Genomic DNA, 14,180 nt, shown 5'->3' on the forward strand with positions numbered 1-14,180 from the left:
CTACTCCTCTTCCCGCCTTTCTGTTTTCCCATGCTGCCGTTCCTTCTCCTCTCCCCCAGTAAAGACAGCAAGATAAAATCGGGCAACTGTGATTATTCAATAAATTGGGGAATTGGTTGGTGAGCGGTGGCGCCGCCGCCCTGGAGGTGGGCCATGCCAGTCGGCGCCGGCCCGGCAATCATCCCTGAATGCGCGTTTTTGTCCGAGATTCAGTTGTGCGCTGAAAAAGTTCCTCGAAAATCGGGCGGACCGAGTTGACAGCGCGGCTCGCACCAAGTTCCTATTACCCTGCTCCTGGCGCGAACTTGAGGACCCCGGGGCGGGTGGGGAAAATTTCCCGCGTGTGAGTTGACAAACTCACACGACCCAAGTTCATCTTGGTCCTGCCCCCGGATTTGCGATTCGTTTCAGGGGTGAGAAATATTCACAGCACGGGCTTGACGGGCACGCGCAACCAAGTGAATATCGAGCCGTTCGAGAAACTGTTCCAGAAATTCAGGAGGTGGTGAAATGCGCGCTGTTGCGGACTGATGCGGCCGGTCTGAAGGCGGCAACCTTCAGACCGGCCACACCGGAGAACCCCCGCACCGCCGGAACAGGTGTGGAGCCCAAACAGGCGGACGCGGGGACAACACCACCAACGGAATGGAGTGTGCTGTGCACACGAGTATGCCTCAACCGCCGCTGATTCGCGTCACCCGCGAGCACATCGCCGAACTGCGAACGAAGGGGGCACCCGCGTGCCTCACCTGGCACGAGGACACCTGCCAGGTCGAGGTGACTGCTGCCCGTGACGCTGTCGACCCCAATCGGATGATCATCAGCGGCGCCCGAGACCTCGCCCAACTGGAGGATCTCTACACCGTCGAAGGGCTCCGAGCCAGTGATGACGAACTGGCCGGTGACCTGAGCGCCGTTGCCGCGGGACGGCAGCCCGAATGGCCTGGTATTCGCGCGATGAGCCGCCACGTGCATGTCCTGCGGCGAACCCTTGCGGACGCGGGGGTCTATCTTGCAGAGCCACCCATGCTCGCTATGCCCGTTCTCCGCCTGCCTGCGATGACGGACTACTACCGCCTCGAAGGCAGCGAACAGCTCGCAGGCGTCGAGGTCACCTTCGGGTTCTTGGCGAGGACCCGGATCACCATCACCGACGAGCAGGCGGTCACGCGCCCCCTCACCGAACGGACCTTGGCCACCAGTGAGGCGCTTTCCCACGCAGTGAACAGCCGCCTGATCGCGTCCACGGTGCGCGAAGCCCTGTCCTCAGGCCTCTAGCGCCCGCACTACAGCGGGGGCGCCGCACGGGCGCCCCCGCCCCCAACCACCCCGCGCCGTGTTCGGCGCGCCCGAAAGGAGTCCCAATGCTGCTCACGCATCGTGACCGTTTCCAGGATGAAGAGATCACCGTCGACATGCTCTGCGACCTCGACCGCGCCGGACCGGGCGCCCTGCTCGTTGCTGACCTGCGGCGCCCCGCCTTCCGCATCAGCCGTGCGCGACACCTGGACCAGTTCAGCAGGGGACAGTTGCCCATCTACGGTCACGGCGACCTTCGCCACGACCTGAACTGCCATGACCACGACTGGGAGGAGACAGCCGACGCCGTCACCGACACCACCTGGGACCAGCTCGACTACTGGACCTCGTATTCACGGGACATGAGCCCCCTGGTCCGCACCCTGCGCCGCGACATGGGCCTGCGCGGCATGGACCTGAACCGCCGCCCGGTCCTCAGCTTCGCCCTGGACGGAACGAGGCTGGTCAAGGACTCCTTCACCCTGCGGGCCGACCCCCGGATCACCTTCGTCTCACACAGCGGCCAGCACGACCCCGCCAGCCTCCAGGCGAGCTTGGACATGTTCCAACACGGCCAGTTCGTGACCGGCTGGACCCAGCTCGTCACGCACGAAGCCCCGCCTGAGTTCGTGAGGCAGGCGGCTCAGCAGGCAGAGCTCCACAGGAGCGCCCAGCCCTAGCACCTACGCGGGGCCGCCCCGAGGCGGCCCCGCCATCCGACAGTCATCCTCCGCGCCGACCGTTCGGTTCGGCGCGCCCAAGAAAGGAACAGAACGTGTTTGGATTCGCGCGAACCGTCACCGACGACGGCTGGCTCGAGTACGCGGAAGTCACCCCGCGCATGCTCCACACGCTGCAGCGGATCGGCCCCGGCGGGGTGATCATCGCCGATCCGGATCGATGCGACTACTACGCGACCCACGCGCGCACGCTGAACCACGCGAGCTACGTCCCTCTCATCGTGTACGGCTACCACGACCTGGTGAACGACCTCATTGAGTACGCCGAGTACGGGGTCCGGGTGTGGCAGGTGCTGGCCGATGCTGTCGACCACACCGCCTACGAGTGCCTGGAAAAGCGGCTCCAGAGCATGGCCGACACGGGATTCGTCGTCACACGCACGCGCCAGCACATGCAGAAGCTCGGGTTCGACCTGACCAGCGCCCCCGACTATTACCCCCGGTGTGCCAGGCCCGGCGCTCTGACGTCGCCGAGCACCGCGATGGTGCGGGACCGCTACAGCGACTGGATCAACCCGTCGATCACGGTCACGGTCACCAGCCCTCTTCGGGAACAGGTGGGAGTCCTCTCCCTGATCAAGATCAGTGACAACGGGCGCCACGTGACCGGGTGGCCCAAGGCGCTGCGTAACCAATTCATCGCAGCCGCCAACACCCGACGGGTGCGAGAGGCGGTCGACGCTCACCTGCGCAGCCTCTGACCCCCCAGCGGACACCACTTGAACAGGGTCGCTCCGTCATTCGGGGCGGAGCGACCCCTCCACCACCTATCGAAGGGACTCGTTAGTCATGACCACAACCACGCCGACCAAGCGCCGCACCGCAGCCCAGACCCGCGCCCTCATCCTGGCGGCCCTGACCGAGGCCCCCGCCCCGGTGACCATCACCGACCTGGCCGAAGCGGCGGGGCTGGGCAAATCCACTCTTCGCACCCACCTGCCGACCTTGGAAGAGGAAGGCAAAGCAGTTCGCACTCCGGGAGGGCACGACGGCCGCCGCCGTACGCCCGACCTCTGGGAGGCCACGAACCCCGCGACGAGCAACGCGGGCGACACTGCGGAGCCGGAGCGTGCTCCGGATGAGGAGAACGCCAGCCAGAGCACCTTGAAGGAGCAGCCGGCTCCGAGGTCCGGGGCTCCTGAGGTGTCCTCCTTCTCCGGCAACGCAGGTGGGACGGAGGCGAAGCCGAAGGGTGTCTCACGCGCCTCTGCCGCACCCCTGGTCCCGGTCATCCCGGGGCAGGACTTCAACAAGGTCAGCGGCTCGGTACGGCTTGCCCCCGGCGAGTTGAAGGTCATGGTCATGGCCCTGCTCGACGCCGAGCCCGACCAGGAGTTCACCGCGACCTCCCTGAGCCATCTGTTGGCAGGGCGTTCGATCGGTGCGATCCAGAACAACCTCGCGCGCCTGGCGAAGGAAGGGCGAGCCGTTCAGACCTGTGACAGGCCGCGCCGGTACCGCTCCGCCAAGTACCCGGCCTGAGCCCGAACACCCGGGGGTGTGGGCTGTTCTCCGCCCACACCTCCACCTTCTAAATACCCCTGGGGAGTATTAATGTTCGACGTTGTCCGAACTGTCTTCGCCTTCGACTGTCAGGGCCTGGGACACGCCGTTGTTCTGGCCGGGTTGTGTGTGACCGCGACCTTGGTCGGGGTGGTCAACCGAACCCACCGCCTGCTGCACGCCTACTTCATCGAAGGTGAGTGGCCCGGCATCTCGAGCGAGCCCGGGCCCGGGTTGGGCACTCGTTGCCACGGGTGCGGGCATCACCTGAGCATGCACGACCACGCGACCGGGCGGTGCTGCTACGGCACCCCGCTGGGCCACGTCGCGATCATCCTCGCGCTGCCGCTCCCGCTACTCGTGCGGGACGTGCTGCAGCAGGCGGGATGCTCGTGCCACCGGCACGACGCCTGACACACCACGGCTGACCTATCGAAGGTCCGGGGCCCGCACCAGAAATCTTCTGGTGCGGGCCCCGGACCTTCGAGTTGCTCGTTTCACGTTGTCGGCGCGGTGTCGCATCGGCTGTCGGTGCGTCTTCTTGAGGGGCATCAGGGCGAGAAGAAAGTAGGTGCTCCTGATGACGCACACCGACCACAGGTCGGCACGCCAGCGGCCACCATTGGCGGTCTGGTCCTGCGGCCCCGACGACGGCACGGCGGTGACCGAACGCCTCGCAGAACACCTGGTGCACGAGTACACGAGCCGTGGGCACACCATCGCGGACCTGACCGGTACAGGGAAGGTCGCCCACCACGCCGAACGGGTCGGGAGGGCCAGCGAGGTGGATGCCTCCACCTCCCCCGAATTCGCGGAACCGAACGTTCGCGCCGTGGCTTGGGCCGACCTGACAGTAACGACGTTGCCTGCCCAGGACGAACCTCGAAGGGCGCGGGGACGCAGGGCACGGGCGCAGGTCACCTTCGCCTCGATGATCACTCGTCCCGGAGGCGTCATTGCCGCCATCACCCCGGTCGGCCACGCGCCGGACGGAGCGTTGATCGACCCCGCTCCCGGGCTGGTGCGGGCTGCCACACGCGCGGGGCTGGTGTACATGCAGCATGTGATCGCGCTGACCACGCCGATCTGCGGGTCTGGTCTCGGGGCTGCCATTCCTGTTCGCACGCACGACGAAGAAAGGATCAGCGAAGCAGACGTGGGGAATCTGCCGGTGACGGTGGCCGAAGCGGCCGCCACCATCACCTCGCCCGCTCACCTGAACGTGTCCGTGTTCCGTGTGCCCGAGAAAGATCCGGATCCGGTCAACGAGAGCACGGGGGAGGTGGCCGCTTGACCCCCAGCTCTCAGGATTATGACCCCGCTGACGAACAGCACACGTGCACCGGATGGACACCACACGAGGACTCCTTGGGCTCCACGCCGCGAAAAGCCGGGGAGTCGGTGTGGGCCACCGGGCAGCAACAAGCTCGCCAGCAACGTGGAAGCCGCTACAGCCGACTGTCGGGGGGGGACCCCGCNGCTCCCGGTCATTGCCCAGCACGCGATCGCTACCTACACCCGCCCCGGTGACCCGGTGATGGACCCGATGTGCGGCATCGGCACAAGCCTGGTCGAAGCCGCCCACCTGGGCAGGGATGCGTTCGGGGTGGAGTTGGAACCCAAGTGGGCCTCGATCGCGAGGCTGAACCTGCGGACCGCGCACGTGCAAGGCGCACCGGGTTCTGCGCAGGTGCACACCGGCGAGGCAGCCCGCACGCTGAGCCGGCTGGGAGAGGAGAACCTGGCCGGGAAGGTGCGCTTGGTGCTGACCTCGCCTCCCTACGGAGCGATGACTCATGGTCAGGTGCGCTCCCGTAGGGACGGTGCCGATGCCGTGGAGAAGCACGCCCACACCTACGCGCGCGAGCGCCAGCGCACCAGGAGCAACCTCGCCTACCAGCGTCCCGGCGAACTGATGGCCTCCTTCACTCGCATCTTGGCTGCCTGCAGACCTCTTTTGGCCCCGGGCGGGGTGGTGGTCGTGACTACTCGCCCTTACCGGACTCAGGGCAGGCTCGTGGATTTCCCCGGACAGATGGCCGAGGCAGGACGTCGAGCGGGGCTGGTGCAGGTCGACCGGTGCGCGGCCTTGTTGTGCGCGCTCAGGGACGGAGACTTGGTCTCGCGCACTTCCTTCTTCCAACTCATCGAGACCAGGAGGTTGCGCTCCTCGGGCTGGCCGGTGCACGTGATCCAGCATGAGGACGCCCTGGTCTTCGCCAACCCGACCCCAGGTCACTCCGTCCAGGAAGCAGGCGCCGCAGCATGAATCACGAGCCCGATGAGAACCAGAGCGGCGAGGGTCTGGAACAGGACATGGGCGAAGAGCGCTTCACCGATGCTGCCGGGCCAGCCTTGCGCCGGTACATCATCGCGGACATGCGCGCTCTGGCGGCCTTCCTCGAGCGGCACCCGGAACTGCCCATCAGCGCGTACACGAGCGTGGAGATCACCTACTTCCCGCTCACCGATGACGATTCCGTCGCTACGGGCGAGGTCGCCGAGGTCGGGGCGCGCCTGCACCGGATCCCCACCTGGGACGGCGAGCACTACGTGGTCGAACACGGCGTGGGGGCGGCCCGGTACCGGGCGGTGGCCATCCCCGAGCGGGTGCGGGCCCGCTACCGGTCCTGGCTGACCGGCACCGGTCATCCACGTCCGGACTGACCGGCATCCCACGCGGGGCGGTGTGGGCGCTGGTCGGCCCCACACCGCCCCGTGGTGCCCCAGGGGCAGCCCCGCGCCCCCGTGTGTAGGGCTGCGGGCCATTCAGGGCCCTGCGGGGGCTTGAACGGGGCAGTGACAAACCACCCGAATCGGATCGGCAGATCAGAGGGAGCGCAAATCCGATGGCCGCTGGCTCCAATCCGCTTGAACTTCTCGACGAGATCGAGCGTGGATGGCTCCTGCCCCGCAACGCGCGGGGTCGCGCACCGTATTCGCGCCGTTCGACAGCGGTGGGGAGGTGGCGTTGGTGAGTACGGCTGCTTCGATCCGGCTTGATGAGGTCAGGGCGTTGCCCGTGGTGCTGGACGCGGTTACGGCCGGGCGGATGCTCGGGCTGGGACGCACCACCACCTACCGGCTCCTGCGCCAGGGAGTCTTCCCGGTCCCCGTGCACCGGGCGGGCAAGGTGTGGGTGGTGCCCACCGCGGGTGTACTGGCCCACCTCGGCCTGGACCGTCTACCGCTGCTGTCGGCACACACGTGCGGCTGTGGTGCGCGCGGTGACCACACCAAGGAAGGGGAGCCGTAGATGGCTTCTCAGCAAGGACGAGTGTTCAAACGCTGCGGGTGCCGTGACCAGGACTCGGGCCGCGTGTTGGGGGCCAAGTGCCCGAAGTTGCGGCGCCGTAGCGGAGCCTGGAGCTCCACCCACGGTCAGTGGGGTTACCAGGTCGAACTCCCACGCACCGCCCAGGATGGGCGGCGTCAAGCTCGGCAGGTCGGCCTGGACTCACAGGAAACCGCGCTGGAAGCGCTTCAGCAGGTGCGCACGCTGCTCGACTTGGCCGGCCGGGACCATGAGGACCTGGTCCAGGTCGCCGACCTCATCCAGGCCGAGATCCGAGCCCGGCGCCCCTTGCCGGAAGCGGACGAGGTCAAGCGCCGTCTCCAACTGGGGGTCGACCTACGGTCCGAAGTTCCTACCGTCGAGCAGTGGCTCTCCGAGTGGTTGGAGAACAAGCCCGACCTGACACGGAACACCCGCCGGTCCTACAGCGCCCACATCACCAACCACCTCATCCCGCACCTGGGCAAGATCCGATTGGACAAACTTCAGGCTCGCCACATCGAAGCGATGTTCACCGCGATCGAGGACGGCAACGAACGCATCATCGAGTGCCGCGAATCCGGGGACACCCGTGCATGGGAGAAATTGGAGCGGCGCCGGATGATCTCGCTGCCCACCAAGCACCGAATTCGTGCCACGCTCCGAAGCGCTCTGTCGGACGCGGTGCGCCGTCCCGATCTGCCGGTGAGCTTTAATGCCGCCTCCCACGCCCGCTTGCCGTCCTGCCCCAGGAGGAAACCCTTGGTCTGGACGGCGGACCGCGTCGCCCACTGGGAGAAGGACGGAACGGTTCCGGGGGAGGTGATGATCTGGACACCTGAGCAGACCATTCGTTTCCTGGAGCACGCCCGCAAGTACGCGTGGTTGTTCGCGCTCTTCCACCTGATCGCGGTCAAGGGGTTGCGGCGCGGTGAAGCGGTGGGGTTGCCGTGGGCCAACACTCGGATGGTGGACGGACAGGTCGACATCCGTACCCAGGTCGTTCAGCTGGGGTGGGAGACGCACACCTGTGTTCCCAAGAGCACGGCGGGAGAGCGCACCATCACGCTGGACGCGGACACCGTGCGGGTGCTGCGCTCGTGGCGGCGCCGACAGATGGAAACGAAGCTGGCTCGCGGCGCCGAGTGGGTGGAGACGGGGTTGGTGTTCACCGCCGACGACGGTCGGGGGTGGCACCCTGCCCAGGTGACCGACTGGTTCCAGCGCATCGCTCGGGCTGCTGGTCTGCCGCCCATCTCGCTGCACGGGCTTCGGCACGGGGCGGCGTCGATGAGCCTGGCCGCGGGGGTGGACGTCAAGGTGGTCTCGGCTGAATTGGGCCATGCCACGACCCACTTCACCCAGGACACCTACCAGACGGTGTTCCCCGACGTGGCCAAAGCCGCGGCCGAGGCCACCGCCGCGATGCTCAAGCCCGCAGTCCACCGCGCCTGACGGAAACCAACCTCGAGCCCCGCAGGGAACAAGGCATCGCCCTCTTCCCGGCGGGGCCGCCTCGTGGGCCGGCCGAGGCCCGCGTGCGCAGCGGTACCCAGGAGACCCACGAGCTGGGAGGAGACGGGGCGGTGTCCTCCGTGGAGGCGTCGGTGCCCGCTTGGTTGCTTGCTTCGAGTGCTTCTTCGTGTCGTCCAGGGCAGGCAGGCGTAACAAGTCAGTCGTCTGCATCAACAAGCTCCTTGGCTGTGGCACACGAAAAACGCTCAGTCAATACCCCCTGGCCTGCGTTCACATTCTGACTAGTCTTTAACCAGGCGTGTCTGAATCTCGGTGCAAATTTTTTCTTGGTGACCGGATGTGGTCAGTCAACCCTCTGGTGCATTGACCTGGACCAATGAAGGAATCCTGCCCTTGCTGTTCGTGGCGGAAGATCGACGACCTTCACTTCTCGAACTTAGTCACCTACGCTTGGCCTCGGTGTGGATGGCCTCATTTTGCTCTTGGTTTTCACCTTGGTTTGCCGCGGCCAAATGTTCGAACATTTTCATGTCTGACTCCAGTTGCATCACTGATTTATAAGTCGGGAGAAATTTTCTTTATGTGGAATCATGATGGTTGTGACTCCCTTCCGATGCTATCCGCTCAAAGTGGGGTCTGGGCGGCGCAGGAGATTGACTCCGAAGGATCTCGCTTCAACTGTGGTGGATACATCAGGATGCGCGGTCCGGTGAGCTACAAACTCCTTAAAGACGCCGTCCGCCGGGCTCTGGAGGAAACCGAGGCACTCCGTGTCAGGTTCGGAGACGGGTGGCAGTGGATCGAGGGCAATTCCTCGTTGGGTCTGGAATACCTGGACCTCGGTGGCACTGGGGGCAGCGCTGAAAAATGGATGACATCCGACATGTCGCGGGCAGTCGATCTGAGAACTGACACTCAGAGCGTACGGCATGTGTTGATTCGGGAATCAGATGGCAGCTACATTTTTTATCTGCGCTATCATCACATTGTTATGGACGGGTTCGGCCAGAACCTTTATCTGAAGAGAATATCGGATATCTACACGGCTCTAGTGTCGGGAGAAGAGCTCAAATCAGGTCGCAGCGCCGCGCTCGCCGAGCTCGTCGCGGACGACCAGGAGTACCGCGCGTCCCTCACCAGGCAAACGGATCAGGAATATTGGTCCGACCTCATGTCGGATCGGGATTCCCTGCCTACCCTTTCTCGGAGCATCGGAGGGGGTCGGAGTGGGGTGCTTCGGCGGGTACGCGAATTGGGGGACACACAGAGCAGGGCCCTACGCGACCTAGCGTCCCAGTGCTCGTCTACTCCCTCCGCGGTCCTGTTGTCTGTGGTGGGGGCCTATGCCTGCCGTGTGACGACTCGGACGGAAACCATCCTCAACCTTCCGGTCCCAGCCCGTGTCAGCAGGGCCGCCCGATCGACACCTGCCATGCTCGCCAACGAAGTGCCCCTGCCCGTGGACGCACCGGGCGACCACACCTTCATCGAACTCGTGGAGGAAGTGACTGCGCGGCTTCGAGAGGTCATGCAGCACCAACGCTACCGAGGTGAGGATCTCCACGCGGACCTGGGCTTAGCCGGCACCAGGCAGAGCATCGCCGGTGTGACGGTCAACTGCATGAACCTGCAAGGCAGGTTGGCTTTCGGCGAGGTCCAGGCCACCGTCCATCAGCTTTCAGCCGGTCCCGTTCGTGATCTCTCTCTGAACTTCCTCATGGAGCACGGAGGGGCTTCGACGACGCTGGTGATGGACGCGGTAGCCGAGCGATATACGCCCGAGGACCTCAAAGACCACGAGGAGCGTCTATTCGTCCTCTTGGGCCAGTGTCTGGCCGAGCCCGACCGGCCCCTGAAATCCTTCTCGCTCATGGGAGTCGAGGAGGAACGCGCCGTCCTGGCGGCGGGCCACGGGCCGGTACGTGACTACCCCGTCAGACCAAGCCTCGGGGAACTCATCGGCGCACAGGCCCGCCGTACCCCTGGAGCGGTCGCCGCGCAGGTGGAAGGGGACTCACTGACATATGAGGAACTTCTAGAACGCGCTTGGCGTCTCGCCGCTCATCTACGCTCACACGGTGCGGGCCCCGGGGAGACGGTCGGAGTCTGTGACACGCGTTCCTTGGACCTGATCGTCGAACTACTGGCGGTCGTGCTCTCCGGTGCCGCCTACGTACCGATTGATCCCGATCTACCCCCCTCTCGTGTTTCCTTTCTCGCTCAGGACGCCGAAGTATGCGTCCTCCTAGGAAATTCCGAGATCCTGGGGGGTTTTCCGGCTCTGGCGGACCGCGCCATCGCCGTTGACAGGATCATTGACGATCTGCCGCAAGCGAGTACCAGGACGTGCGACGCGTCCCCCGAGGACACGGCCTACGTCATCTACACGTCCGGATCCACCGGACGCCCCAAGGGAGTAGCCATACCCCACCGCGGAGTGGTCAACCGCCTGATGTGGATGCAGGAGAAACACAACCTGGGCCCGGGCTCAACGGTCCTGCAAAAGACTCCGTTCACCTTTGATGTCTCGGTCTGGGAGTTCTTCTGGCCACTGTTGGTGGGGGCGCGCCTGCACCTGGCACCACCCGCGGCCCACCGTGACCCGAAGATGATCGCCGACATCGTGCGACGACACCAGGTCGATGTGCTGCACTTCGTCCCCTCCATGTTGGACCGGTTCTTGGCAGAGCCGTCCGCTACCAATCTGGGATCGCTTCGGCACGTCATAGCCAGCGGCGAGGCTCTTTCGGCGCAGACGGTCGAACACTTCCACCGACTCCACGCCACCGGTGACGCGCCCGTGCGTCTGCACAACCTCTACGGACCTACCGAGGCCAGCGTCGATGTCACTCACTGGGAGTGCGTGCCCGACGAGTCGGCGACCTCGGTCCCGATCGGTAGCGCGGTTCCCAACACGGCCTTGTATGTTCTCGACGCCTACGGCGCCCCTGTGCCCTTCGGGGTGGCTGGGGAGCTGTGCATCGCTGGCACGCAGGTCGCCACCGGGTACCTGAACCAGGATGACGTCACCAAGCGCTCCTTCGGCGCCAACCCCTTTGGGCCGGGCACACTGTACCGAACCGGCGACGCGGCGATCATGGAACCCGGCGGTGTCCTGCACTTTCTGGGACGGCTCGACTCGCAGATCAAGATCCGGGGCATGCGTGTGGAACCGGGAGAGATCGAGTCGGTCCTGCTCTCCCATCCCGACGTCGCCCAGGCCGTGATCCTGGCCCCGAAGGACGTGGCGGGCGGACACAGGCTGCTGGCCCACGTCGTCCCTCGGGGCAAGAGCACCCTCACGAGCGAGAATGTGCTGGCCCACGCCGGACAGCACCTGCCCGAGCACATGGTCCCCGACGCGGTCGGGGTCACCACCGAGTTCCCCACGCTGACAAGCGGCAAGATCGACAGGAAGACGCTGGCGTCGCTGTCTGTCGAGGTGAACGCACCGGTGGGCTCTCCCACCCTGCCGGCCGGGGACGTCGAACAACGACTGCACGATATCTGGACCGACGTCCTGGGCCTGGAGACCATCGACGTCAACAGCTCCGTTTTCGCCTTGGGCGCCGACTCCATGCACTGCATTCGCGCGCGATCAACCATGGAACGGTACGGCCTCACGTGCAGCGTCGCCGAGATCTTCGAGGCGCCCACGATCCGTTCCCTGGCTCTGGTGGTAAGGGCCACCGAAGGTGGCCGAACTCCTGACAGGACGCAACCCTTCGATCTGCTGTCCCAGGAGGACCGAGCACTCCTCCCACAGGGCGTCGTCGACGCCTATCCACTGAGCAGGATGCAGTTCGGCATCCTCTACCACGCGGACCAGAGCGAAAACACGTCGGTCTATCGTGTCGTGGTCAGCATCGAGGTGCCCTTGCCGCTGGACGAACAGCACCTGCGCGCGGCTCTGCGCGCGACCACGGGCCGCCACCCAGCACTGCGCACCTCCTATCACCTCAGCGGCTACAGCCACCCCCTCCAAGCGGTCCACGGAGCGGTGGAGGTGCCTTTGGAGAGTAGCGATGCGCTGCTGGGCCGTGGCCGCGACGAACAGCGAGAGCGGCTCCAGCACTGGGTGGAGGCCGCCAAGCACCAGGACTTCGACCTGACGTGCGCGCCTCTTCTGCGCTTCACCGCGCACCGTCTGCACGCCGCCTCCTTCCAACTGTCCGTCGTGGAGCACCACGTCGTCCTCGACGGCTGGAGCGACGCCGGAATGATGAACGAGATCGTCGAGCGTTATCGCGCCCGGCTCCTGGGAGAGGAGCTGCGTCTGTCATCCGTCGCCTCCACCTACCGCGATTTCGTGGCGGCCGAACGCCGGTCCGAGAATGACCGCTCCCACCAGGAATTCTGGCTCCAGGAACTCTCGGGGATGTCCCACCGGCTCCTGCCCCGTACCATCCCGGCACACAGGAGTACGGCTCCAGGGCATCACCGTCACACCGTCCCCCTGCCGCAAGCCGACACACGACAGCTCTTCTCCGTGGCCCAAGAAGCCGGGCTGCCGGTCAAGGCCGTGTGCGCGGCCCTCCACCTGGCCGTCATGGGTAACTTCCACGCCGGCGAGGACGTCTTGACCGGAGTCGTCGCCAACACACGCTTGGAGGAGCCCGGAGGGGACGAGGCGATCGGCGTCTTCCTCAACACCTTGCCCCTGGGCGTCCGGATGGGTGACGCCACCTGGCTGGATCTGGCGCATGAGGTACATGCCTGGGAACGCAGAGTCGCACCTCACCGCAGATACCCCTATGCCAAGATCCGTGAGGACCACGAAGACCTCGAGCTGGACTCCTACGTCAACTTCATGGACTTCCACCGGCAGCTGAGCTTCGACCCCGCTCGAGCCAACAGCCTGGGGGCCGCCGACACGAATTTCCCCCTGGCCGTCAACTTCCTGATCGACGCCGACCGCAAGCACCTCGACCTGTGGTTGGACTGTGACACCGCGCAGCTCGACCAGAGTCTGCGCGAACGTTTGGTCCACTACTACCTCGGCGCCGTTCGAGCCTTCCTGGCCCAACCCAGCGCGAACGTGCGCGACGTGCGCCTGAGCCCGCATGACGAAGAGAGCCGACTGGGGGAATGGTGCAGGTCGACGGTCACGTTCGACCAAGACGCCACGATCGGTTCCCTGATCGCTGAGCAAGCGGCCCGGACCCCCACCGCTGTCGCGGTCCGGCACTCCGAGGAGCAGCTGACCTACGCCCAGCTCATGGGAGCAGCCGACAGCGCCCTCCTGCGACTGCGCCACAGCGGAGTAGGTCCCGGGGGTCGTGTGGGACTGAACCTCACTCGGGGACTCGACCTGATGGTCATGCTCGTGGCCGTGACGCGCAGTGGTGCTGCTTACGTGCCCTTGGACCCCGACTTTCCCACGGAACGGCTGCGCCACATCGCTGAGGACGCCGAACTCGACTGCCTGATCACCGACAGTGGTGAGGGTGAGAAGCTGCCCGCGCGCACCATCATCAGATGGGAAGGTCGGCGAGACCACAACCGTCCGGACCAGCCCGGCCCCGTCCTCGCGTCGGCCACGCCGACCGATCCCCTGTACATCCTCTACACCTCGGGTTCGACCGGTGCGCCCAAAGGGGCGCAGGTATCCCACCGCAACCTGGTGAACCTCTTCGCCGGTATGAACCAGCGGATCGGTATGGGATCCGACGACGCCGTACTCGCCTTGACGAGCGTCTCCTTCGACATCTCCACGGTCGAACTTCTCTGGCCGCTTTGCCAGGGGGCGACAGTGGTCATGGCCGATACCGGGCTGATCGGTCGCCTCGAACCCGGAGATGGCCCGGACTCCTTCGCAGAGCTGTGTCTGCGCGAGAAGGTGACCCTGGTCCAGGCCACACCCTCCTTCATGGCGGTGGTGGCCAGCC

General features: G+C 65.5%; 11 protein-coding genes. All 11 read left to right on the forward strand.

Going from position 1 to position 14,180, the window contains the following annotated elements; translation table 11 throughout:
* The first annotated feature begins 657 nt into the window (after window positions 1-657).
* A complete protein-coding gene (locus D474_RS0112990) occupies window positions 658-1,278 on the forward strand; it encodes a hypothetical protein (RefSeq protein WP_017613993.1) in 621 nt (206 codons plus the stop codon).
* Window positions 1,279-1,364: 86 nt separating this feature from the next.
* A complete protein-coding gene (locus tag D474_RS0112995; RefSeq protein ID WP_017613994.1) occupies window positions 1,365-1,979 on the forward strand; it encodes a hypothetical protein in 615 nt (204 codons plus the stop codon).
* Between the two features lie 95 nt (window positions 1,980-2,074).
* On the forward strand, window positions 2,075-2,740 hold the full coding sequence (locus tag D474_RS0113000) for a hypothetical protein (RefSeq protein WP_017613995.1): 666 nt from the start codon (window positions 2,075-2,077) through the stop codon (window positions 2,738-2,740).
* 88 nt (window positions 2,741-2,828) lie between these two features.
* A complete protein-coding gene (locus tag D474_RS0113005; protein WP_017613996.1) occupies window positions 2,829-3,521 on the forward strand; it encodes a helix-turn-helix domain-containing protein in 693 nt (230 codons plus the stop codon).
* A gap of 72 nt (window positions 3,522-3,593) precedes the next feature.
* Window positions 3,594-3,956: a hypothetical protein gene (locus D474_RS0113010; RefSeq protein ID WP_017613997.1), complete on the forward strand. Its 363-nt coding sequence runs from the start codon at window positions 3,594-3,596 to the stop codon at window positions 3,954-3,956.
* A 166-nt stretch (window positions 3,957-4,122) separates the two neighbouring features.
* A complete protein-coding gene (locus D474_RS0113015) occupies window positions 4,123-4,836 on the forward strand; it encodes a hypothetical protein (protein ID WP_083931812.1) in 714 nt (237 codons plus the stop codon).
* Between the two features lie 144 nt (window positions 4,837-4,980).
* The gene (locus tag D474_RS28605; protein ID WP_275040789.1) at window positions 4,981-5,811 is read left to right on the forward strand and encodes a TRM11 family SAM-dependent methyltransferase; all 831 of its coding nucleotides are present in this window, start codon (window positions 4,981-4,983) and stop codon (window positions 5,809-5,811) included.
* The gene (locus D474_RS0113025; protein WP_017614000.1) at window positions 5,808-6,209 is read left to right on the forward strand and encodes a hypothetical protein; all 402 of its coding nucleotides are present in this window, start codon (window positions 5,808-5,810) and stop codon (window positions 6,207-6,209) included. Before D474_RS28605 ends, D474_RS0113025 begins: the two co-directional genes overlap by 4 nt.
* A gap of 307 nt (window positions 6,210-6,516) precedes the next feature.
* A complete protein-coding gene (locus D474_RS28610; RefSeq protein WP_152476801.1) occupies window positions 6,517-6,798 on the forward strand; it encodes a helix-turn-helix transcriptional regulator in 282 nt (93 codons plus the stop codon).
* Window positions 6,799-8,271: a tyrosine-type recombinase/integrase gene (locus tag D474_RS0113035; protein ID WP_026118451.1), complete on the forward strand. Its 1,473-nt coding sequence runs from the start codon at window positions 6,799-6,801 to the stop codon at window positions 8,269-8,271.
* A gap of 634 nt (window positions 8,272-8,905) precedes the next feature.
* The coding region (locus D474_RS0113040) for a non-ribosomal peptide synthetase (protein WP_161628676.1) at window positions 8,906-14,180 on the forward strand (5,275 nt) is incomplete at its 3' end.

This window comes from Nocardiopsis salina YIM 90010, assembly GCF_000341025.1.
Classification (GTDB): Bacteria; Actinomycetota; Actinomycetes; order Streptosporangiales; family Streptosporangiaceae; genus Nocardiopsis; species Nocardiopsis salina.

Bases quoted from the DNA above. Each gene is read 5' to 3' on its own strand.
- D474_RS0113015 (WP_083931812.1), top strand. From the start codon at position 4,123: ATGACGCACACCGACCACAGGTCGGCACGCCAGCGGCCACCATTGGCG.
- D474_RS0113035 (WP_026118451.1), top strand. From the start codon at position 6,799: ATGGCTTCTCAGCAAGGACGAGTGTTCAAACGCTGCGGGTGCCGTGAC.
- D474_RS0113010 (WP_017613997.1), top strand. From the start codon at position 3,594: ATGTTCGACGTTGTCCGAACTGTCTTCGCCTTCGACTGTCAGGGCCTG.
- D474_RS0112995 (WP_017613994.1), top strand. From the start codon at position 1,365: ATGCTGCTCACGCATCGTGACCGTTTCCAGGATGAAGAGATCACCGTC.
- D474_RS0113025 (WP_017614000.1), top strand. From the start codon at position 5,808: ATGAATCACGAGCCCGATGAGAACCAGAGCGGCGAGGGTCTGGAACAG.
- D474_RS0113005 (WP_017613996.1), top strand. From the start codon at position 2,829: ATGACCACAACCACGCCGACCAAGCGCCGCACCGCAGCCCAGACCCGC.